Consider the following 22,056-nt stretch of genomic DNA (forward strand, 5'->3'; position numbering starts at 1 on the left):
TAGAAAATTAGTATTTTTAATAGATTTACAAATTATTATTTAGTATATATGGAAAAATAGATATATTTCTTATTACCTTTTTAAATAAAATTCATAAAGTATAATATATCGATTGAAAGGAGGGGATTTGAATGGAATTTCAATTGTTAGTGAATTGTATATTACAAGAAGGTAATGCTTACTTTTTAGTAACGAAGGTAGACGATGTAATTACGTTGAAAGTACCGATTACTGCGGGAGTAGCAGGTTTATTCTTAGCTTTAGGTGTACCAAGATGTTCTTAATTTAAATCTCTACAGTAGAAAGAGGAGGACAAGCCTCTTTCTACTAATATATAATTATTTTATGTAAACTAAAATGTTATTTTAGTAATAGCACATTTAGAATGGACATGCATATACTATAATGTTTTTTAAGTTATGAAAATTAAAGAGGTGCTATTATATATGAAAAGAAGAACATTTGATATTCCAGTTACATTACGAAGAGAGTGGTTTTTAATAGAATTAGCCCATTTAACGAAAAAATATGGAATTGAAATTGCAACTAGCAAAATGGAAGCTGCACCGTTTTTAAGAGATCAAGTTACGGAATCAAAAATAGGATCAGGCCTCCAATATGATAAATATGATGATGAGTATATCATTGAAAATTAAAGGGTACCAGCAAAAATAAATTCCTTTATAACAAAATATAAAATAAAGCAGATTCTAAATATGGAATCTGCTTTATTATGAAATACTTCTAGTCAACTAGCCTCTTTCTAGTGTTTTTCCTACATATTTTTCTTGTGTTATTCCGAAAGATTCATGAAGAATGCGAGCATAATCTTTTGATTCTATTGGTCGTTTATTTTTGATGCCTTTAAAGGTTTCTGTATAATTTTTATTTGTTAATGATACGTGCCCATAATCAGTTAATTTACAAGTAATAGCCCCTTTATTAAAAGGAGATTCTTTATGTTCCATAATCACTTTTTGAATGTTATTCACCTTTTTCTCATCTATTGGATCTAAAGTGAAGGCATAGCCTATTTTCCATTCATGTGAAGGTTCAGATTGCAAGAAATTTGTAGATTCCCCGTTAGCTCCTTTTCGCATTTCTAAAATGTGTGTACCTTTTCGGGTAGTTTGTTTGCGAATTCGATATTCTCCCGTTTGAGAAGAGATGACTTCTCCGGTAAAAGGGACTGGATGTAAAGGGAGATGAGATGCAAAACCTGCGTCTATAACATAATCTTTATAATTATGATTTAATATGATAATGACATGACCATCATCGGGTTTCCATTTATTATCGTAAAGATCATAAACAGTACCAGCTACTTTATATACTTGAAACCCACAATCCATTAAAAAGTAATACAATAAGGAGTTTAATTCATAACAAAGACCGCCTCGTTTTTGAATAAGTAATTTTTCTACTAAGTTCTTTTTTGAGATATCTTTAATCGTACCAGTCATAATATCGAGATTTTCATAGGGAAGAATCAAGCCCATCTTTAAGAGGATTTCATTTAAATCATCAAATGTTACTTCTTTTGCAGGAATTTTTAGTCGTTTAAAAAACTCCTTTTGTAAATTGGTCATCATAAAGCATTCTCCTTTCTTTTTACAGAATTTTCTTCTGCTCACCGCTAGGTTAGTACTTCTAAAAGTTTAATTCAAGTCTGCGAAAATTATCATAATATATGTTTCTGGAAATATTATTATCTATTTAGAAATTTCAGTTTAATATTTCGTCGTAGGAAAGTCTTACAGCATAAGCTTCTATTCGTTTGTTTTGTATTAAATTAAATAAAAGTACATATCTTCATGCCTCTTTTTTATAACTAGGTAGTAATAAAGTGTTATTTTTCTAAAGTTTTTTCAAGATTTGTATACTTTATATAGACAATGATGATTTAGAGATATTTGGATTTAGTACGGTTAACAATTATTGAGAAACTTTTTTATAGTGTTCTCTCAAAAGGAAGAGATAGAAACAAAGAGAATAACGTGTGTTAAGGAAGAAGGGGTACTAGTAATCTCTTGAGAATAGGGACAAGATTTTGTTTAAGTAAAAAGATTATCTAGTATTAAGAAAGAAGATAAAAAAAATTACAAAGAGCACCTTCTTTCAAAAAAAGTGGGGGGAGTAACATGCGATTGATGAGAAGATGTGTTGCCTTACTAATTGTATTTTTTATCATGGTTCCAATGATTAGCACAAATGTGCGAGCAGAAGTTGTAAAAGAGATTAAAACAGGCTTTCCAGATCAAGAAGTCTTTACACCTGGAGAATGGTTTTTAGGAAAAAAGCCTGCTAATTATGATGAAAGTAAGCCTCCAATTCTCTTTGTGCAAGGAAGGAATGGAAATGCAGATAGTTGGTATGGAAAAACTGTATATCACGACATAAATGATATGTATGACTATGCTTTGAAAGCAGGCTATCAAACAGTATTTATACAATTATATGATGCTGCTGGAAAAGGATCAGCTAGTCAGTGGGACAACGGAAAATTGTTAGCACAAAAATTAGAAGAAATATATAATCATTTTTGTAAAAAAGTTAATATTGTAGCACATAGTAAAGGCGGTATCGATACACAGGCTGCATTAGTAGGATATGGTGCAAATCGATTTGTCGGAAATGTTATCACGCTTGCGACACCACATCATGGATCAAACTTAGCTGATTTATCATATAGTTGGTGGGCGGGATGGCTTGCCTCTATATTAGGTCAAAAAGATGATGGTACGTACTCATTACAAATGGGCGAAATGGCAAAATTTCGTTCAACGATTGATAATAATCCAGCAGCTAAATTAAACCGTTATTACACAGTTACGGGAACTAGTTGGGGCCCTGTATTCTCGGCGTTATCCATGGGCGGATTATATTTGTCATCATACGGTTCAAATGATGGGCTAGTAAATGAGTGGAGTGCTAAGTTGCCGTATGGAACTCATTTATTTACAGATTCCAGATTTGATCATGATAATATACGAAAAGGATCTGCTGTGTTCTCACGAATTGAACCATATTTACGTACATCAAATGTAGCCGTACCAGCTTTAGTAGCATCCAGCACTAGTTCAAATGAAAATATAGAACAATTAAATACAACTTCAAATCAAAACATTTTAGGCGGAGAATTGCCACAAAATCAGTGGATAGAGCAAACTGTTACAGTTGATAAAAAGTCAGAAGGAATCGTTTCTATATTAACTGCTTCGTCTAATGTAGAAGTACAAATGATATCACCAAAAGGAAAAATGTATACAAATAAGGATAGCGTTATAACTACTGGTGAAGAAGAATCTTTCTTTGGTGGTGCAACAATTAGAACATTTAAATTTGATAAAATGGATGTAGGAGAATGGAAAGTTAAAATGATGGCGAAGCAGTCGAAAGATGCATATTTAGTTGTAAGCGATTACAATGATGACGCACCATTTGTTCTTCAAATGCCTACCAAAGTTAAAGTAAATAAACCTGAGTATAAACTGAAAAAATCACCTGTGGCACCTGAAATGAAAGGGGATCTTTCCATAACAGTAAGAGTAGTTAATAAAGAAGGGAAACTAGTCTCTGAATATAATGAATTACAACATGTTAATAATAATACATTTACTGGTGCTTTGAAGGATATAAAGCAATCAGGAGTATATAACGTTACAATGGATATAAAAGGGATGAATAAAGAAGGAAAACCGTATAATCGTACAATTGTTAAGTCGGTTTATGTGGAGAAGTAAGAAAGAATGAGAAGTTTTTAATATAAAAAGTACCGAACTTTTGTAGAAGAGTTCGGTACTTTTTTCATGTCTATTAGATTAACTGAAAGATACAATGGAATTTATGTTCGATGATGGGAATTAAAAGAACATTTTTCAATAAAAAATGATGCTGAAATAGCATCTAAATGTGAAGAAGATTATTAACTTAGTTTCATAACTGTTAATTCAACTGAATTGATACCATTATCACAAGTTACAATACTTTGATGATTAAAACCACTATTATTTTTCAATTGAAGAGTTGCATTAGCAGGAACTGTAACAATCGTTTCGCCTACTAGTTGAAGACATTCGTTATTTGATGAAGTATTCATTTGAAAAGCAAAGTCACCTTGACTATTAGCAAGTGGATTATTATTTAAAAATATAGTCATGACTGGGATATGTGGAAATACAGGATTTAAAGTAGTGTTAATAGTCGAAATGAAAGAAACTCTATAATCACCAGCTTGACTAAATTGTATAGTAGTAGGATTTAGTAAGGAAACGCCTCCTGCTATAGGGCCAACGTGATTAAATGGAAAAGGATCTCCGAAAGGAACAGTTATAAACTCTGTTTGCCAAAAAGTGCCGTATGCCGGACAGCTTTTTTTATGTGAATGGTCACATGTACATTTTTTATATGAACTAGAAGAGGAGTTGCATAAACATTTTTTATATGAGCTGGAAGAAGATTTGCATGAACATTTTTCTTTTGAATTTGAAGAATGAAAGTATGAACCCAATGTATTACCTCCTATTATGAATGAAGTGTATACTCATAGTATTTTATGCTTGTCCTATATAAAAGGTGATAGATATAGAAAATAAAGTGCTAATACGATGAAATATAGTAATAGAATAGAAGCTGTAACCATTTTTGAAAAAGAAAAGGTTAATGATATGGTGAAAATATTAGAGGGATTTATTAGGAAATTGAAGCGTAGGGTGAATGCTTATATTAATTATATCTGAAACAGTAAAACCAGTATCCTCAGTTACAATGATATGATCGTTAAAGTAATATATTTTTATTTGAATGTTTTTATATTAGGTTTTTAGTTATCCTTCTTTATTTACATAGTAAGGCAGGAAGAAGACGAAAAGTATCGAATGAATGTACATATGTAGCATTGTTTGCTTTTGGTGTGAATAGTAGTAAAAGATACGTTGAAATATTTTAAACGGTAACAAAAGAGCGATTAAATAATAGAGGGAGCAACTTACATGGAAAATATATTAAAGGTATCTTCAAAATCAAAACCAAATTCAGTGGCAGGTGCAATTGCAGGTGTACTAAGAACAAGTGGAAATGTAGAAATTCAAGCAATTGGGGCGGGTTCTTTAAATCAAGCGATTAAAGCAATTGCAATCGCAAGAGGATTTGTTGCTCCAGGTGGTATTGACTTAGCCTTTGTTCCAGCATTTCAAGAGGTTACTATTAATGATCAAGAAAGAACTGCGATTAAATTGATTATAGGTCCTAGGAAGAAAAGGTCTTAAAAAAGAATATTGATAAGTGGGATTTGAAAAAACTAATAGATAAAGAAATAAAAAGACCACTCTCATTTTGAAGTGGTCTTTTGTATTTTCATATTTCATATTGTGGATACACCCCACATACTGAATTCGTAGTGGTATTCAGTGCGCTCAATAACGATTCCGAATTCTAAATCGTCCCCAGCTAATACAAAATCTGCATATCCAGTTAGAAATCTTGATATGGTTGATAACTCTTCTAAATTCTCAAATACTTCACCAATGTTCAGTTTAACTGCTTCAAATTTACCACCCTTAGAGAAAAAGAGTCTCCCTTGATCAACTGGAAATTTAATAGTTTTAGCTGTTTCTTTTAACAGTACTATTGATAGTCTTCTGTTTTCTTGATAATTAGTGCTACCAAAGTTTTTTATGTTTGAAGTTTGTGTTAGCGTATTAAATAAGTCTTTACAAAATAAATCATTAGATTCTGGCTCCATAAATGAGTCCATAGAAACTGTAACAATATTAGAAAGTTCGTCTAGCAGTTCTTTTCTACTACCAGTTCTTTTTGCTTTCATTTTTAGAATTTCAATTCGGCTTTTATTCATATTACTCAAAAATTTTCACACCTTTACTCGCGTGGTGGGTGAATAAAACCCCACTGACTAAAGTTTCACTTGTTTTTCTAAAAAGGGATACATGCAAGCTTCCTTTAATATTCTATCTGTTTGTTCTTCTACATATCTGAGTCATTTTTCGAAGTCGGTTTAATATTATTTATTTTCATTTAGCATAGTCTCTAATTTATCTAATTCAATAAGTAGAGGATCGTCAAATCTTTTTACGAGATCGGTTTCAGTATAGGCTCTCACTACGCCTTTAATTCCACGAGATTTACTTTGCAGATAAGTGGCTAAACGGTTTAATCGTTTTCATCGTTTTCATAAATCTTTATAGAAGGGGTCTTCTTTTTGTATATTTTTTAAAATTTCAATTACTATCTCAATCTGATTTAATAGTACAGTTTCATTTTTAGACATATATATTTTCCTCCCTTTCCTAATTTAAATTATAAGATAATAGGAAAAAATAACCAGAGAAATAATGAATAATTTTTAAGTGGAACAGATCATGAAGATCCACTTGATTACTTGCGTAGTCACGGTGTTTCAGAAGCTCAATTTCGTGTTGATGTGCAATGTGCATACAATAATACTAATGTAGAAGTTTCAGTTCCTGAAAAGCCACCTAAACCAGAAGAAGTGCCAACAGCTGTAACAGATGGTGTGGCATGCATTGAAGGATATAACGTAAATTTACGTAAAGGATCAGGTACAAGCTATTCTAAGATTCGTCAGTTAAATAAACCAGAATCATATATGGTGTGGGGTAAAATGGATGGTTGGTTAAATCTTGGCGGTGAGCAATGGATTAAAAACGATCCATCTTATGTGAAGTTTAGTAAGAAAAGCACAGTAGATTCTTCTATTGTTGGAAAACGTGTTGTTTCAAAACTTAACAATCTACGTTTCTACGATACTCCATCTTGGCAGGATAAAGATGTGGCTGGTTCTGTAGATGCAGGATTAGGATTTATAATTGATGCGAAGATAAGTGTAAATGATTCGTATCAATATAAAGTGCATAATAGTCATGGGCAAGTTTTCTATATTACGGCTATTGATACGTATGTGAATGTGCGTTAATTTAACGAAAAGGGCCCCTTATTATAGGCGGCCTTTTTCGTGTTGTATGTAACATCATTTAATTGTTATTTTTTTCGGTTTTCAATTTTGTGTATTCATTTAACCAAATATCTATTAGATTTCTTAATGTAATAGTTTCTATTTCAAGAGGGATTTCGATTTCATCTTCATCATACTTATTAAATATAACAGTTTTATCTCTTCGAACATCTGCCCCAAAAATATTCGCACTTATTTTTTCATAATCACTTTTTTCATTTAAAACTTTATCTACAGTTTCTGCTATCCAATCACCGAATTCAGATACCTCTACATTTAAAAAAGCTTCTAAAATATCGAATTCCTTTGGTAGTCTAATAACTAAACTTCCTGTACTAAGTAACTCAAATTTGTAATCCATATTATTTTCTCCCTTAAAAATTAAATTATCGACCTTGTCTTGGAAATGCAGAAATAATTTTACCATTACCATCTAAAAACAAACGAATAGGTAGGCCATCTATCCCTACTCCATCATAGATATTAGTATTACCACCCATGTGGATTTTATTGCTGTATGCCTCGTTTATATTGTCTACGATTTGTTGTGGATGCCAATCTTTAGGGAAAAAAGTAGAATAGCCACCATTCGCCGCCTTAGGAATCCCGTTCACTTCCACTTGGGCTTTGTATGCCCCATAATCATTAATTCTACGATCTGTGCCAGGAATTGTTCTTCCGTGAGTATTCTCTAAGAACTCTGAGTGGTATCCCGTTGCTTCGCCTCTCCGGTTTATTTCTCCTTCAAGGATATGTTTAAGTGAATTTAACCGGAAGTTCTCAGTTTCTTGTAAACTAGATATGATTTCGCTAGTAGAGAGTGATGAAGTATGACTTTCATTAACAGGATTATTTCCGCTCGAACCGGCCTCGTCTTTAGCAAACTGATGGGTCGATAGCTTTTCCTCAGCTGCTCTAAAATCAGGTGTATCAAATACAGAGCGTATATTATTTCCATCAGCTAAAGCAAACTCATTACGATTACGATTGAATAAGGATGCAGCGTCTTGCAAGCTTTGATTAGCAGTTCGTGAAATCTCAGCTAATTTTGTGCCAGGGTTCAACATTGCGATTTTATCCGCACCTTTTGTTCCTACGAATAGTTGTCCAACAGCCAATATAGTATGACCAGTAGCGCTTCCATACCAGGCTGCACCACTATACGAGTCACCATTGGTAACATCACGATTCCAAGAATCAGAAATTGTTTGTTTTATTGCATTGAACGTCTCGACTGGGTGAGAAACGGCTTCAATCGTGTTATTAAATGTGTCAATTGGATGGATAACTGCATCTGCAAGTCCTAATAATTCATCACCTATAGCGTCGCCCACTCCCTTTTTAAAGTGATAGGGGACACCTAATCCAGCTTTTTCAAAAGCAGATTCGATTTCATCATCTATAGCGATTTATCAGTGAATCTGGGTTTGTTTACTTTCTTCTTTTTAAAATCTATTGTACTATAGTCATTTTTGTTACATTTAGAGAGAGTATACAGGCTTTCATAATTATTTGATCAAACTGTAGATTTCTTAATTTTAAACGAACATTTAAAATATTTTATAGCATAGAATAGACAGTATGCAGTAGATACCATTAATATCTACTAGGTAAATAAAAAAGAAGGAGAAAATAAATGACTCTAAATATAAATAGAGTATTCCCACGTAATTGGTATGCTGTGAGTTATTCAAAAGATATAAAAAAGATTCCAGTAAAAAAAAGAGTTGCTGGCAAAGATTTTGTATTATATCGGGATCAAAAAGGCGAAGTTCAGGCTCTATCACCTTACTGCCCTCATCGTGGCGCTGACTTATCACTGGGACAAGTAGTAAATGGTAAACTAGTCTGTCCCTACCATGGTTGGGAGTTCGATAGTTGTGGTACTTGTGTAAGAATTCCATCCCAACCCAATAAACCTATCCCGAAATTTGCTCATACCTTCTCATACCCTGTAAAAGAAAAGATTGGATTGATTTGGATATACCCTAATAGTGAGGAAACTCCACCTGAATGGAAAACTTTTCATGTAATGGAGAACACTCCTTTTAAACTCTCTTCCTTCCACGCCACTTGGAATGCACACCTTACTCGATCAATCGAATCTGTGCTGGATATTGCTCACCTTGCTTATGTACATAAAAAAACGATTGGTAGAAAAACAAAAGCTGATTCAACCAATTATAAGCTGGAGGGAACACTGGATCAGTTTATATTCTCAAATGGCGATGCTTACCTTGAATACAAATTCCCACGTCAATGGATGCTGCACAGTGGCGAACAGGAGAATGAGTCATTTATTCAGTACATTACATTTACACCAATTGATGAAGAAGAGACATTAATTATGGGATATACCGGAAGGACATTTTTAAAGTACTTCCCTTTACTAGACCAAATTTTAGCTAAATTTAGTTTAAGAGTACTAAAAGAGGATCAAATTATTGTAGAAAGTCAACATCCTAGGCCTATACCAGAAGCTTTAAAAATGGAGGCCCATGTTCATGCAGATATGGCTCAAGTTCAGTTTAGAAAACGTTGGTTTCAATTTTTACAAAATGAGTCTTGTTTTTCACTTGATTAAAGGTACGTAACGCAGTATTAAATATAGGTGTAGTGACGTTGATAGACGTGGTTGCTCCCCCATTGCCATCAAGCTAAAATTTTATAGTACCCCCTGAACCCAATTTTATACTAACTCATAACAAAAATTCCCTTCAAAAAAGAAAGGCGCCTACGCACCTTTCTTTTTTAATTCATTTTCACTCTCTTAGCATCCAGCATCCCTTATGAATCACTTTAATGCGTCATTGTACAGACCTAATTACTCTTTAGAAAAGTAATGATTTGTCTCCTTACTTTTCAGTAACATATTTCCTCTTTGTATTATTTGTTTTGCTACAGGAGCTTTTGCTGATAGAACGCTTATTATTCCTGATTTACCTAAACAACCATACCGTAATGGTGCTGGTGCATATGAAGGCGTTGTGGCGCATAGTACAGCAACTCCAGAAGCGTCAGCTATTAACATTCAAAAATATGAGTCTCGTACATGGCGCTCGGCATTTGTACATTACGCAGTTGATTGGAATGAAACAATCCAAATTGCTGATACGAAATACATCGCTTATGGAGCTGGACCAGGGGCGAATAAACAATTTGTTCATGTGGAGTTATGTGAAACAAGAGATTATGAAAAATTCAAACGTAGCTATGATAAATACGTGAAATTATTGGCTAAAATCCTTCGTGACCGTAAAATATCAGTAGAAAAAGGATTGTGGACTCACTACGATGTGACGAAATATCTTGGCGGTACAGATCATGAAGACCCACTTGATTACTTAAAGTCTCATGGTGTATCAGAAGCCCAATTCCGTGCTGATGTACAACGAGCATACAATAACTCTAATGTTGAAGTTTCTGTTCCTGATAAGCCATCTAAACCAGCGGAGGTTCCAACGGCTGTAACAGGTGGTATTGCTTATATTGAAGGTTATAACGTGAATTTACGTAAAGGACCTGGTACAAGCTATTCTAAGATTCGTCAGTTAAACAAACCAGAAGCTTATGTTGTATGGGCTGAAAAGGATGGTTGGTTAAACCTTGGCGGTGAGCAATGGATTAAAAATGATCCATCTTATGTGAAGTTTAGTAAGAAAAGCACAGTGGATTCTTCTATTGTAGGGAAGCGTGTTGTTTCAAAGGTTAACAATCTACGTTTCTATGATGCTCCATCTTGGCAGGATAAAGATGTTGCTGGCTCTGTAGATGCAGAATTAGGGTTTACTATTGATGCAAAAGTAAATGTGAATGGATCACCACAATACAAAGTACACAATAGTAAAGGTAAAACATACTATGTAACTGCAAATGAAGCCTATGTGTATGTGAAGTAATATGAACAAAAGACCGCCTATTAAGGGCGGTCAATTTTTACTAATTATTTTTTAATGCTTGTTTTATCGTTTTAACTGTTTGTTCAAGCCATTCTAATGGTGTTACTTCTAATCCATCAAAATATATTCCATCTGCAGAATAACGTATGTATTCATTTTTTTCTGTATTACTATAATCGCTTTGAATAAATTCAGTTAGAAAAATAACAGCATCTTGCAAATACTCTTTTGATACCTCTTCTAGTAATTCTTGGAGCGCTTCTTCATAGAAAGTATCTTGGTGAAAAGTACCAGCTAGAAATTGAAATACCTCATCATCTTCGAGATTATCGAAATTGTCTTCTAATAACATAATCTTCCTCCTATTATCAAGATGGATATCCAGTTAAAATAAAACTTCCATTTCTATCCTTCTTCAGTACAATTTTTGCATTTGACATATCTTCAACTGTTGTAGAACCTCTTATTACACCTCGTCCAATTATTTCAGTACCTTGATAACGTAAAATTAAATTATTGTCTCTTGGACTATTTAACCAACTTTGAATGCGCACTTGATTACGAGGGTTATTCAAGACGGTAGCCGCTATTTTTTCAGCTGATGCCCTATCAGTAAAAGTAGATGCACCTGCTATTCTAGTATCACTTTGTATTCTTTGCAATAGTTCTTCATCTGTTTTTCCTACATGTCGTTCAAGTAAATGCCCACCTTTAGCTTCATGTGCGGCTAGTCCGCCACCTGGAGTAAGCGAACTGCTATCACCGGGTTTCACAGTAGTGGTATTTTCTCCTGTAGCAAACTGATGGGTCGATAGCTTTTCCTCAGCTGCTCTAAAATCAGGTGTATCAAATACAGAGCGTATATTATTTCCACCAGCGAAAGCAAACTGATTACGATTGAATAAGGATGCAGCGTCTTGCAAGCTTTGATTAGCAGTTCGTGAAATCTCAGCTAATTTTGTGCCAGGGTTCAACATTGCGATTTTATCTACGCCTTTTGTTCCTACGAATAGTTGTCCAACAGCCAATATAGTATGACCGGTCGCGCTTCCGTACCATGCTGCACCACTATACGAGTCCCCATTGGTAACATCACGATTCCAAGAATCAGAAATTGTTTGTTTTATCGCATGGAACGTCTCAACTGGGTGAGAAACGGCTTCAATCGTGTTATTAAATGTGTCAATGGGATGGATAACTGCATCTGCAAGTCCTAATAATTCATCACCTATAGCGTCGCCCATTCCCTTTTTTAAGTGATAGGGGACACCTAATCCAGATTTTTCAAAAGCAGATTCGATTTCATCATCTATAGTGTCTTTTATTTTATTCACATCTTTATAAGCTACATCGATACCATGTTTAAATTTATCATATAAAGACTCATCGGAATTTTTTACTTTACTAAGATCCTCATAAGTATCTTTGAGACCATGCCAAACTTTATCACGTAAAGATCCGTCATTTTTCTCACTATTTAACGGACCACACATTGCTCCTTCTTTAAGATTTTCGCCATATGAAGCATCTGCGGTACGGAATTTTTCGGCAATTCGTTTCAAATCCTCTTCCACTTGTATAATTGAATTGATAGATGTAAAAGCTTTTGGTCTCGCATCATTGAACATTTGAACGAATTGTTGATTAGAGGCACCAATCCATTGAAAACATAAACGATCTATTTCATTACATAAATTATTATGTATAGATTCTAATGCGATTCTAGTATTATTTGCACGATTAGCAACTTCTTCTAGCATTTCAGGTGTCACTTTGATTTGAACCATTTATTTCCTCCCTTTCCCAATTAAAATTATAAGATAAATAGAAGAAAAGTAAATATATAAAATTTAGATTATATTAAGGGGCATTTATTTATAGAAGTAATATAAAAAAGTGCTAACAAGTTTGCAAACGAACTTGCTAACACCTATAAGAAATAGACATAAATTATTGCCGATATGTCGTCTTTGAAAATAGCTTTAATCAGTTACATCATACTTATACGAAATGCTCATAAAGACAGTCTTAATATCAAGAATAAAAACAGCCACGAATTAATAACAAGTAGTGATATCGTGGAAAAACCTTATCAGATAAACAAGTATTTAATAAGACTTATGAAACGAAATGAAACTATATAATAGGAAGGTATATTTTCCGTACGCAAGTTCAACAATGAGAACGGTAATAGCTATTTATCAAAATGATTATAATTCAAGATTTATCGTAGAAATTTATGTTAAAAGAATCGTTTTAAATTAGAATTCAAGCTAATACAGTTTAATTAAAAGGTTATTATTTGCTCACATTTTGCTCACAAATAATATAAAAACACGTAAAAAATATGAAATACCCTTTTGAAGTAGAATATAATATAACAAATAAAAAGCGTCACAAATGCTTGTATAACAGGCACTTGTGACGCTTTTATAGTTTTATTTAATAAAAAATAAACAACCCTAAAACTGCTCATTCTTCTCCCAAGATTCTACAATATAATGCGCAATTGTCGGATTAAATCCTTTCCCAACTAAAAACATAATCGCAGCAACTTCTGTTAATGCGTGTTCGTGAGATGTATGTTTTGCTTCATTTAAACCGTAATCTACCCAAGGTTTTACGAAATCTAGTACAGGTTTCTTTAAAGGCAAAAATTGTGTGCCGACAACTTGCTGAATTTGTTGTTGTGTCGGTTCTGTAATTGGTCCAGGTGGTAAGATTTGCGGTTGTGTAATATCTAATGTTGGTCCAGGCGGTAAAATTTGTGGTTGAGTTGGATCGATTGTTGGTGGTTTAGGTGGTGAGACACGTGCGTCATAGTTTGGTTGATACATTTGTTGTTGGTATTGCGGTTGTTGTGGTTGAGTTGGGTATGGGTTTTGTTGGTATTGTTGTTCTTTATTTTGTGGTGCTGCATATGGATTTTGCTGAAATTGTTGTTCTTTATTTTGTGGTGCTACATATGGATTTTGTTGAAATTGTTGCTCTTGAGTTTGCGGTACTGCATATGGATTTTGTTGAAATTGTTGTTCTTGATTCTGTGGTGCTACATATGGATTTTGTTGAAATTGTTGTTCCTGATTTTGTGATTCTGCATATGGATTTTTAGGATATTCAAAATTTGGACGTGTGTCATAAGGGTTTTGAGGGTATTCAGGTGCTTGTTTTTGTGGTGTTACGTATGGATTTTGTTCATATTGTTGCTCTTGCTGTTGTAACTCTTGTTCTTCATATTGTTCTGTATATCTTTGTTCTTGTTGCTGAGGGTAAAATGGTTGTTGTGGGTAAGGCGGTTGATTATTATAGAACATGTTTATTCCTCCTTCATGATGATGCCTACCACCTAGTGTATGGGCGGACAAGAAAATATGTGATGAAAAAATGCGGGCGTGTTACAATAAGTAACTGGGTGAAGATAAAATGACAAAACAAGAAAAGATTCAAAAAACAATTACTTTTGTAAAACATATTTTAGAAAAAGATGCGAGTGGGCATGATTGGTATCATATTGAGCGTGTACATAAACTGGCGATTTCTTTATCCGAGCAAGAAGGAGGAAATCGTTTTATAATTGAAATGGCAGCATTACTTCACGATGTGGCAGATGAGAAGTTAAATGAAAGTGAAGAAGCAGGAATGAAAAAAGTTTCTGATTGGTTAGAAGAGTTACATGTTGAAGAAGAGGACAGTAAGCATGTTCTTCATATCATCGCCAATATGTCTTATAAAGGTGGTCATGGCGGTAAAGTGGAGTCAATTGAAGGGAAGATTGTTCAAGATGCAGATCGTTTAGACGCTCTTGGTGCAATTGGAATAGCTCGCACATTTGCGTATGGCGGGGCGAAAGGGAGATTAATGTATGATCCAACTATTCCTCCTCGTGAAGTGATGACGAAAGATGAATATAGAAAAAATAATGACCCATCTTTAAATCATTTTTATGAAAAACTTTTAAAACTAAAAGGCTTAATGAATACGAATGCAGCAAAACAAGAGGCTGAAGTTCGTCATCGTTATATGGAACAGTTTATTGAACAATTTATGAAAGAGTGGAATGCACAAATATGAAAATGTTAACTGTGGAAAACTTATCAAAATCATATGGAGAGAAACCGTTATTTGATGGATTATCATTTAGTATTGCAGAAGGACAACGTGCCGGAATTATCGGTGTAAACGGTACTGGTAAATCAACTTTATTAAAAATTATTGCAGGGGCAGAAATTCCTGACACAGGTGATATGACTCATTCACGTGGATATACAATTAGTTATTTATCACAGCAACCAGAGTTTGATGAACAATTAACAGTATTAGAGCAAGTCTTCCATGGTGATACACCTTTAATTCGTCTTCTTCGTGATTATGAAAAGGCGCTATTACATATCGAAAAAGATCCAAGTAATGAAAAGGTACAGGAACAATTATTTGCAGTGCAACAACGTATGGACGCAATGAGTGCGTGGGAAGCAAATGCGAATGCAAAATCGTTATTAACGAAACTAGGAATTACGGATTTCACAGCAACTGTTGGAAATTTATCTGGTGGGCAGAAAAAACGTATTGCGATGGCGCAGTGTTTTATTGAAACACCGGATCTATTAATTTTAGATGAGCCTACGAACCATCTTGACCATGAGACAGTTGAGTGGTTAGAGGAATATTTAGCAAGGTACACAGGTGCGGTATTACTTGTAACCCATGATCGTTATTTCTTAGATCGTGTGACGAATCGTATTTTCGAATTAGATAATGGAAAATTGTATAGTTATGAAGGAAATTACAGTACGTTTTTAGAAGCGAAAGCACTTCGTGAAGAACAAGAACTTGCGCAAGAATCAAAACGTCAAAACTTATATCGCCGTGAACTAGCGTGGATTCGCCGTGGTGCAAAAGCTCGTTCGACAAAGCAAAAGGCACGTATTCAACGTTTTGAAGAGTTAAAAGGTCAAGAAGGGCCAGCTGCAAAACAGTCAGTTGATATTGCGCTTAGCGGTAGTCGCCTTGGGAAAAAAGTACTTGAGTTAAAAGATGTAACGAAAAAATTTGGCGATAAAACAGTATTAAACAACTTCAATCATATCGTGAAACCAGGCGATCGTATCGGAATTATTGGAGCGAATGGGAGCGGGAAATCTTCGCTATTAAATATGCTTGCAGGTAAAATATCTCCTGATAGTGGTGAAATTGAAGTTGGACAAACAGTAAAAATTGCTTACTATACGCAAGAAAATGAAGAAATGAATTTAAACCAACGTATGATTGAATACATTAAAGAAATCGCGGAAGTCATTCATACGACAGACGGAAAAGTAATTGGTGCGTCTCAAATGTTAGAACGTTTCTTATTCCCACCGCATTCACATGGTACACCGCTTGGCAAATTATCTGGTGGCGAGAGAAGACGTTTATATTTATTACGTATATTAATGGGAGAACCGAACGTACTATTACTGGATGAGCCTACGAATGATCTAGATACACAAACATTAACTGTGTTAGAAGATTATTTAGAAGATTTCCCAGGTGTCGTTTTAACTGTATCGCATGACCGTTACTTCTTAGATAAAGTAGTAGATGAATTGTTCATCTTTACGGGAGAAGGAGAAGTGCGCGAATTTCTAGGTAGTTATACGGATTACTTAGAAATGGAAAAAACGAGAGAACTTATTGAGAAAGCGGAAGTGCAGAAAGAGAAAAAAGTAGTAGAAGAAGCACCGAAGCAACAACGTAAGCGTAAACTTTCATATAACGAGCAGCGCGAATGGGAAACAATTGAAGATACAATTGCGGAACTTGAAGAAAAGCTAGAATCAATTGGAGAAGAGCTTGCGAATGTTGGTTCTGATTTTACGAAAGCGCAAGAATTGTCTGAAGCACAACAAAAAACAGAAGAAGAGTTAGAAAAAACGATGGAAAGATGGAGTGAACTATCCGACATTGTTGAAGGATTAAAATAAAAACAAGCTGCATATATTGAAAAGTAAAGAGAAAAACTTTACACTATTGGTAGAACCTATTTTAGGAGGGAAAAAATGAGAACATCTAATCCAATGTTGAAAAAAGAGGCATTCCGTAAAGAAGGAGCAAGTGCTTCGGCGATGACTATTGGCGGAACAGTAGGCAAAACGTTTATTATGCTTATCTTGCTACTTGCAACGTCTGTCTATTCATACATACAGATGATAGAGGGTACGATGAAGATGCCAGTATTAATTGGCGCTTTAATCGTTGCGGCAATCATCGCATTTGCGTCTATGTTCTTCCCGCGTATTTCACCTTTTGGTGCACCAATCTATGCGGCAGTAGAAGGGGTTGTATTAGGTAGTATTTCAGCTGTTTATACAATGAAGTTTGGCGATTCTATCGTTTTAAATGCTGTATTACTAACAATCTCAATTCTATTTGCGATGTTAGTGTTATATGCAACACGCGTAGTAAAAGTAACGGATAAATTCCGTACAGGCGTGATGGCAGCAACACTTGGAATTATGGTTATGTATTTAGTCGTATTTCTACTAAACATGTTCGGTGTAACTGTTCCGTACATTCACCAAGGTGGTACAATCGGTATTATTATTAGTGCAGTTGTTATCGTAGTTGCTGCATTAAACTTATTACTAGATTTCGATTTAATCGAAAATGGTGTACGTAGTCAAGCTCCGAAATATATGGAGTGGTACACTGCAATGGGACTAATGCTTACATTAGTATGGTTATACTTAGAAATTCTTCGTTTCGTTTCTTACTTTACGAAAAATGACTAATAAAAAAATCCTGCGTGAAAAATGCAGGATTTTTTTATTTTCAAAGATAAATTGATGATGTGGTATAATATGGATGTTGGTAACCTTAAATTGAAGGGGATGGAATATGATGAAAGAGAAGAAAGGGATTATGAAAAAACTATTTTCTAAAAGTTTTTTCATAGAACTAGATGATGCTTTAACGTATCCACCGGGAGAAGTTATTACTTCAGCTATTGAAAGTTATGCAGCTGAATGTAATGAACAACTGAAATTTGAGAGTAAAGTAAAACCGATAACTTTTTACTTAGAAGAAGTATTATATCGTGCGGAAATCAAGATGGCCCGCGGAGGATATTACATTTCATGCAGTGAAGTATAATTTTTTGAAACCGTACATGTTTAAAGGATGTACGGTTTCTTTTTTGTTTTTATAAGATATAAAAATATATTTTTTATTATAAAGTATATTATTTTAAGCTTTTTACCCTTCACACATTTTTCTTTACAATGAAGAAAAATATGAGAGGTGGTATAACTTATGATGAATCGAGTTGTATTAATCGGTAGATTGACAAAGGAGCCAGAATTATACTACACAAAGCAAGGTGTTGCGTATGCACGAGTATGTGTTGCAGTGAATAGAGGTTTTCGAAATAGTTTAGGTGAACAACAAGCCGATTTTATTAATTGTGTCATATGGCGAAAATCGGCTGAGAATGTAACTGAATATTGTACGAAGGGCTCTCTTGTTGGGATTACAGGGCGTATTCAGACGAGTAACTACGATGATGAGCAAGGCAAGAGAGTATATAGAACGGAAGTTGTGATTGAGAGTATTACCTTTTTGGAGAGAAGGCGGGAGGGGGCATCGTAATAAAAGGTGATTTTAAGTAATAGCTTCGGAAAAAATTGTGGAAAGTATTTTAATAAACTTAAAGAAGGGATACCGCCAGCTTTTTTGAAAAAACAAGTAAAGAGTATACAAAATGTTATGACGTTTTTTGGCTAATCCAGTAACAAACGAGAACCGTAAAACCCATTACAGGATAGGAATGTATAAAAAGATGAATCAAGTGATAGAAAATAAAAAAGGAGGATCCCTTCGGAGCGTAAGGAATCCTCCTTTTTGTTGCTACTGATAATAGGACGTTATGTTAACTTCACATGAATAGAGTATACAAAATTAAGTGAATGAAAATTTGAGTATTCTTATTTTTCTAACTAAGGTTTATAATAGTTTGAATAAAATAACTAATTTATGGAAAAAGGAGCTCTTAACATGAACTTGAAACAATTCGAAGATACTATCAAAAAATTATTTGAAAAAGAATTATTAGAAGAATTTGATGATGACTATGGTTTTCTTAATACCTCCAATAATTCAATTTACAAAATTGGCTATTCAACTAATATCTCACCTGAAATAATTGAACAAGCTGTACAGCAAGAAGTAGACTTAATTATTACACATCATGATGCTTGGGATTTTATCTATGGATTGAGGGATGAATGTGTAAAGAAATTGAGAGAACACAACATTAGCCACTTTTATATACATGGTCCCCTAGATTTTGTTGAGTTTGGAACTTGTACGTCATTAATGAATGTTATTGAAGTTGATCATCTAATACAACATTCCTTTTATGATAATGGAGATAATCCTGGAATTGGTGAATTTAATAAACCAATAAGTTTTTCAACACTTGTTCAAAGAATGCAAACGAATCTAAATGAACCAGTAAGAAGTTGGAAAAATAACGAAAGAGAAATAAAAAGAATAGGAGTATTAACAGGTGCAGGTCACGCTTCGAATTACATCAAACTAGCAGTAGAAGCAGAATGTGATGCTTATATTACTGGAGAAGCAACTTTATACACAATTCAATATGCTCAATTTGTAGGAATCAATCTTATAGTTGGAAGTCATACTTTTACTGAAATATATGGAGTAAAGAGCTTAGTTGAACGTATAAAAGATTTAAATAATGACGTTGAGATTATAGAACTTAAAGAGGAACACTTTGAACTAAATCATTAATATTAAACTAGACTTATATTAAACAGATTAACTTCCTATATCGAAAATTATGTAAATAAGCTATCGATATGGACAGCTTATTATATTTTTTTGCTGAGCGTGTTTTTTTCAAAAATACTGGCGATGCCTCAAGAAATGGATGAAAAATAAAAATCATCGGAAACCAAAGCTTTTAAAATCCCATTACTAATTTGAAATGTAAGAAATAATGAAAAAGTATGATGGCGGCAAGAAAGTAGTAAAATTAAGCATCCGAGTAGGAGTATAGAGTGATAACATGTTACAATACAGCTAAGAACATGCAATAAAGGAGAGTTTTTTACGTGAAGATTAAAGCAATTGAACCGACGCCAAGTCCAAATACAATGAAAGTTATTTTGAATGAAGTATTACCATCAGGAGCGCGTAATAATTATACAAATGAAAATAAAGAACAAGCACCAATGCAAGTGCAAGAAATTTTGAAAATTGAAGGTATTAAAGGTGTGTATCATGTAGCTGACTTTTTAGCAGTCGAGCGAAATGCAAAGTATGACTGGAAAGTTTTATTACAACAAGTTCGTGCTGTTTTCGGCGAAGAAGTAGTAGAAGAAAGTGAAGAACAACAACTTGCTCATTTTGGAGAAGTGAAGGTGTTTGTTCAAATGTTCTTTACAATTCCAATGCAAGTAAAGTTAACAGATGGAACGACGGAAGAACGTGTTGGTTTACCAGATCGTTTTAAAGAATCCATTATGAAAGTACAAATGTCTGCACCAAACGTTGTAAAAGAGCGTAAATGGGTGGAACAAAGTACACGTTACGGTAATTTTGAAGAAATCGGGAAAGAAGTAGTAGAAGAGATTGTTGCTGCTTATCCGGAAGAACGTGTAAATGAAACAGTTAAAGAATTATTAAACCAAGCAGGTGCTGTTGAAGTAACGATTCAAAAGCGTGAGCCATATAAAGTAACAGAAGAGATGATGAAAGATGCGGACTGGAAAAATCGTTTTGCAGCATTAGAACAAATGGATCCTACAGAAGAAGATATTCCAGTGTTGAAGATGGCGTTAGATGATGAAAAAGTTTCAATCCGCCGTTTAGCAACAGCTTATTTAGGTATGGTAAAAGGTGATGGAGTATTGCCGTTATTATATAAAGCGTTATTAGATCGTTCAGTAAGTGTTCGCCGTACAGCGGGCGATTGCTTATCAGATGTAGGTGATCCAGCAGCGATGTTCGTTATGATTAAATCTCTGAAAGATCCAAGTAAATTAGTTCGCTGGCGTGCAGCGATGTTCTTATTTGAACTAGGAGACGAAAGTGCGATTCCTGCATTAAAAGCAGCGCAAGATGATCCAGAGTTTGAAGTAGCTATGCAAGCGCGCTTAGCATTAGAGCGTATTGAAGGCGGCGAAGAAGCAAAAGGTTCTGTATGGAAACAAATGACGGAGTCTCGTAAAGGGGAATAATGTATGATTGTTTTCTATGATAGTTGGTGTCCGATGTGTACGGCGGTTGCAGAACGTACGAAAAAATTAGATAAAAAGGGTAAGATGAAATTTGTTTCATTTCGAGATGAAGATGTAGTTGAGAGGTATGAACTTTCTCAAGAACTACAAAGTAAGATGGAACAAAGATTGTATATTTTTAAAAATAATAAATGGTATGACGGCATTCATAGCATACATGTATTAGCAAAGGCCGTTCCATCTTATTGGCTTGCCGTACCTTTTATAAAGCTATCTATCGTACTTGGTTTTGGAAGTAAAGTATACGATTATATCGCTAACAATAGAAAGCTGGTCCCAGTTGGACATTGCCGCGAAGGGATTTGTGAAATCCCTACAAAAAAATGAAATCATCGTTATCTTTCTTTTGCACCTATTAATAGAGCGTGATATGATGAATTTGGAATGAAAGTTGAAGGAGAGATTACAAGATGTCAAATGCTTATGAAGAATACATGCGCCAAATGGTAATCCCGATGCGTCAAGAATTAGTGCGTTCTGGGTTTGAAGAGTTAACTACAGAAGAAGCTGTAACAGAATTTATGGAAAACGTAACAGGTACAACTTTAGTAGTTGTAAACTCTGTTTGTGGTTGTGCAGCTGGTTTAGCACGTCCATCAGCAGGTCAAGCGGTTGTTCGTGCTGAAAAACAACCTGACCATCTTGTAACTGTATTCGCAGGTCAAGATAAAGATGCTACTGCAAAAATGCGTGAATACTTCGGAGAAATTCCTCCATCTTCACCATCTATGGCATTATTAAAAGGAAAAGAAGTTGTTCACTTCATTCACCGTCATGAAATTGAAGGTGCAACTATGGACGAAATTATTACGAACTTAGAGCAAGCTTTCGAAAAGAATTGCTAAAGAAGGGGGAGAGTAAATCT

Annotated in this window: 22 protein-coding genes and 3 pseudogenes; 16 read left to right on the forward strand and 9 right to left on the reverse strand. The window is 34.3% G+C overall.

What is annotated here, in order from left to right; translation table 11 throughout:
* The first annotated feature begins 131 nt into the window (after positions 1–131).
* Both exsG and EKQ63_RS11870 read left to right on the forward strand, forming a co-directional pair.
* The gene (gene exsG / locus EKQ63_RS11865; protein WP_000395674.1) at positions 132–284 is read left to right on the forward strand and encodes an exosporium protein ExsG; all 153 of its coding nucleotides are present in this window, start codon (positions 132–134) and stop codon (positions 282–284) included.
* Positions 285–446: 162 nt separating this feature from the next.
* Positions 447–656: a hypothetical protein gene (locus EKQ63_RS11870; RefSeq protein ID WP_000830253.1), complete on the forward strand. Its 210-nt coding sequence runs from the start codon at positions 447–449 to the stop codon at positions 654–656.
* A 96-nt stretch (positions 657–752) separates the two neighbouring features.
* Here the strand turns inward: EKQ63_RS11870 and EKQ63_RS11875 are convergent, their stop codons facing one another.
* A complete protein-coding gene (locus tag EKQ63_RS11875; protein WP_088327359.1) occupies positions 753–1,592 on the reverse strand; it encodes an arylamine N-acetyltransferase family protein in 840 nt (279 codons plus the stop codon).
* A 549-nt stretch (positions 1,593–2,141) separates the two neighbouring features.
* Between EKQ63_RS11875 and EKQ63_RS11880 the strand changes: the two genes are divergently transcribed.
* Positions 2,142–3,743, forward strand: coding sequence for a lipase family alpha/beta hydrolase (locus tag EKQ63_RS11880; RefSeq protein WP_143881054.1), 1,602 nt, complete (start codon positions 2,142–2,144; stop codon positions 3,741–3,743).
* Between the two features lie 182 nt (positions 3,744–3,925).
* Here the strand turns inward: EKQ63_RS11880 and EKQ63_RS11885 are convergent, their stop codons facing one another.
* Positions 3,926–4,510, reverse strand: coding sequence for a preprotein translocase (locus EKQ63_RS11885; RefSeq protein ID WP_143881055.1), 585 nt, complete (start codon positions 4,508–4,510; stop codon positions 3,926–3,928).
* Between the two features lie 481 nt (positions 4,511–4,991).
* Here EKQ63_RS11885 and spoVS point away from each other — a divergent pair, with 481 nt between their 5' ends.
* Positions 4,992–5,267 (forward strand): stage V sporulation protein SpoVS, encoded by a 276-nt coding sequence (gene spoVS, locus EKQ63_RS11890; protein WP_000427791.1) that lies wholly within the window; start codon positions 4,992–4,994, stop codon positions 5,265–5,267.
* Between the two features lie 95 nt (positions 5,268–5,362).
* Here the strand turns inward: spoVS and EKQ63_RS11895 are convergent, their stop codons facing one another.
* A complete protein-coding gene (locus tag EKQ63_RS11895; protein WP_143881056.1) occupies positions 5,363–5,863 on the reverse strand; it encodes a YxiF family protein in 501 nt (166 codons plus the stop codon).
* Positions 5,864–6,358: 495 nt separating this feature from the next.
* Between EKQ63_RS11895 and EKQ63_RS11900 the strand changes: the two are divergent.
* Positions 6,359–6,952: pseudogene (locus EKQ63_RS11900) on the forward strand (N-acetylmuramoyl-L-alanine amidase); the annotation flags it as partial.
* A gap of 58 nt (positions 6,953–7,010) precedes the next feature.
* Here the strand turns inward: EKQ63_RS11900 and EKQ63_RS11905 are convergent.
* Positions 7,011–7,352 (reverse strand): hypothetical protein, encoded by a 342-nt coding sequence (locus tag EKQ63_RS11905; RefSeq protein WP_000384715.1) that lies wholly within the window; start codon positions 7,350–7,352, stop codon positions 7,011–7,013.
* Between the two features lie 25 nt (positions 7,353–7,377).
* Positions 7,378–8,394 (reverse strand): annotated as a pseudogene (locus EKQ63_RS11910) (EndoU domain-containing protein); the annotation flags it as partial.
* Positions 8,395–8,627: 233 nt separating this feature from the next.
* On the opposite strand from EKQ63_RS11910, the gene EKQ63_RS11915 reads away from it, so the two are divergent.
* Positions 8,628–9,575: an aromatic ring-hydroxylating oxygenase subunit alpha gene (locus EKQ63_RS11915; protein WP_143881057.1), complete on the forward strand. Its 948-nt coding sequence runs from the start codon at positions 8,628–8,630 to the stop codon at positions 9,573–9,575.
* A gap of 240 nt (positions 9,576–9,815) precedes the next feature.
* Here EKQ63_RS11915 and EKQ63_RS30175 read toward each other — a convergent pair.
* Positions 9,816–9,881: pseudogene (locus tag EKQ63_RS30175) on the reverse strand (HXXEE domain-containing protein); the annotation flags it as partial.
* On the opposite strand from EKQ63_RS30175, the gene EKQ63_RS11925 reads away from it, so the two are divergent.
* Positions 9,862–10,890: an N-acetylmuramoyl-L-alanine amidase gene (locus tag EKQ63_RS11925; RefSeq protein ID WP_143881058.1), complete on the forward strand. Its 1,029-nt coding sequence runs from the start codon at positions 9,862–9,864 to the stop codon at positions 10,888–10,890. The pseudogene EKQ63_RS30175 and the gene EKQ63_RS11925 sit on opposite strands and share 20 nt — an antisense overlap.
* Positions 10,891–10,930: 40 nt before the next feature.
* On the opposite strand, the gene EKQ63_RS11930 is transcribed toward EKQ63_RS11925, so the two are convergent.
* The 3 genes from EKQ63_RS11930 to EKQ63_RS11940 all read right to left on the reverse strand — a co-directional run bounded on the left by EKQ63_RS11930 (position 10,931) and on the right by EKQ63_RS11940 (position 14,204).
* Complete coding sequence (locus EKQ63_RS11930) at positions 10,931–11,242, reverse strand: contact-dependent growth inhibition system immunity protein (RefSeq protein WP_000923399.1); 312 nt, start codon at positions 11,240–11,242, stop codon at positions 10,931–10,933.
* Positions 11,243–11,258: 16 nt separating this feature from the next.
* Complete coding sequence (locus tag EKQ63_RS11935; RefSeq protein WP_143881059.1) at positions 11,259–12,677, reverse strand: WXG100 family type VII secretion target; 1,419 nt, start codon at positions 12,675–12,677, stop codon at positions 11,259–11,261.
* 675 nt (positions 12,678–13,352) lie between these two features.
* Positions 13,353–14,204: a hypothetical protein gene (locus tag EKQ63_RS11940; RefSeq protein ID WP_143881060.1), complete on the reverse strand. Its 852-nt coding sequence runs from the start codon at positions 14,202–14,204 to the stop codon at positions 13,353–13,355.
* A gap of 109 nt (positions 14,205–14,313) precedes the next feature.
* Between EKQ63_RS11940 and EKQ63_RS11945 the strand changes: the two genes are divergently transcribed.
* The 9 genes from EKQ63_RS11945 to EKQ63_RS11985 all read left to right on the forward strand — a co-directional run bounded on the left by EKQ63_RS11945 (position 14,314) and on the right by EKQ63_RS11985 (position 22,036).
* Positions 14,314–14,961 (forward strand): HD domain-containing protein, encoded by a 648-nt coding sequence (locus EKQ63_RS11945; RefSeq protein ID WP_087995112.1) that lies wholly within the window; start codon positions 14,314–14,316, stop codon positions 14,959–14,961.
* Entirely contained in the window at positions 14,958–16,853 is a 1,896-nt protein-coding gene (locus EKQ63_RS11950; RefSeq protein WP_000783207.1) for an ABC-F family ATP-binding cassette domain-containing protein, read from the forward strand. The genes EKQ63_RS11945 and EKQ63_RS11950 overlap by 4 nt, the downstream gene beginning before the upstream one ends.
* A gap of 75 nt (positions 16,854–16,928) precedes the next feature.
* Positions 16,929–17,660: a Bax inhibitor-1/YccA family protein gene (locus EKQ63_RS11955; protein ID WP_001260642.1), complete on the forward strand. Its 732-nt coding sequence runs from the start codon at positions 16,929–16,931 to the stop codon at positions 17,658–17,660.
* Positions 17,661–17,766: 106 nt separating this feature from the next.
* Positions 17,767–18,021, forward strand: a complete 255-nt coding sequence (locus tag EKQ63_RS11960; protein ID WP_087952362.1) for a DUF4318 domain-containing protein — start codon at positions 17,767–17,769, stop codon at positions 18,019–18,021.
* Positions 18,022–18,180: 159 nt separating this feature from the next.
* Positions 18,181–18,516: a single-stranded DNA-binding protein gene (locus EKQ63_RS11965; RefSeq protein WP_143881061.1), complete on the forward strand. Its 336-nt coding sequence runs from the start codon at positions 18,181–18,183 to the stop codon at positions 18,514–18,516.
* A gap of 405 nt (positions 18,517–18,921) precedes the next feature.
* Entirely contained in the window at positions 18,922–19,680 is a 759-nt protein-coding gene (locus EKQ63_RS11970; protein ID WP_087949523.1) for a Nif3-like dinuclear metal center hexameric protein, read from the forward strand.
* A 323-nt stretch (positions 19,681–20,003) separates the two neighbouring features.
* On the forward strand, positions 20,004–21,131 hold the full coding sequence (locus EKQ63_RS11975; RefSeq protein WP_087952363.1) for a conserved virulence factor C family protein: 1,128 nt from the start codon (positions 20,004–20,006) through the stop codon (positions 21,129–21,131).
* Between the two features lie 3 nt (positions 21,132–21,134).
* Positions 21,135–21,518 carry a thiol-disulfide oxidoreductase DCC family protein gene (locus EKQ63_RS11980; RefSeq protein ID WP_143881062.1) on the forward strand — a complete coding sequence of 128 codons (384 nt, stop codon included), beginning with the start codon at positions 21,135–21,137 and terminating at the stop codon, positions 21,516–21,518.
* Between the two features lie 83 nt (positions 21,519–21,601).
* Entirely contained in the window at positions 21,602–22,036 is a 435-nt protein-coding gene (locus EKQ63_RS11985) for a BrxA/BrxB family bacilliredoxin (protein ID WP_000063713.1), read from the forward strand.
* Positions 22,037–22,056: the final 20 nt, after the last annotated feature.

It is taken from the genome of Bacillus sp. BD59S, assembly GCF_007363175.1.
GTDB classification, from domain to species: Bacteria; Bacillota; Bacilli; order Bacillales; family Bacillaceae_G; genus Bacillus_A; species Bacillus_A pacificus.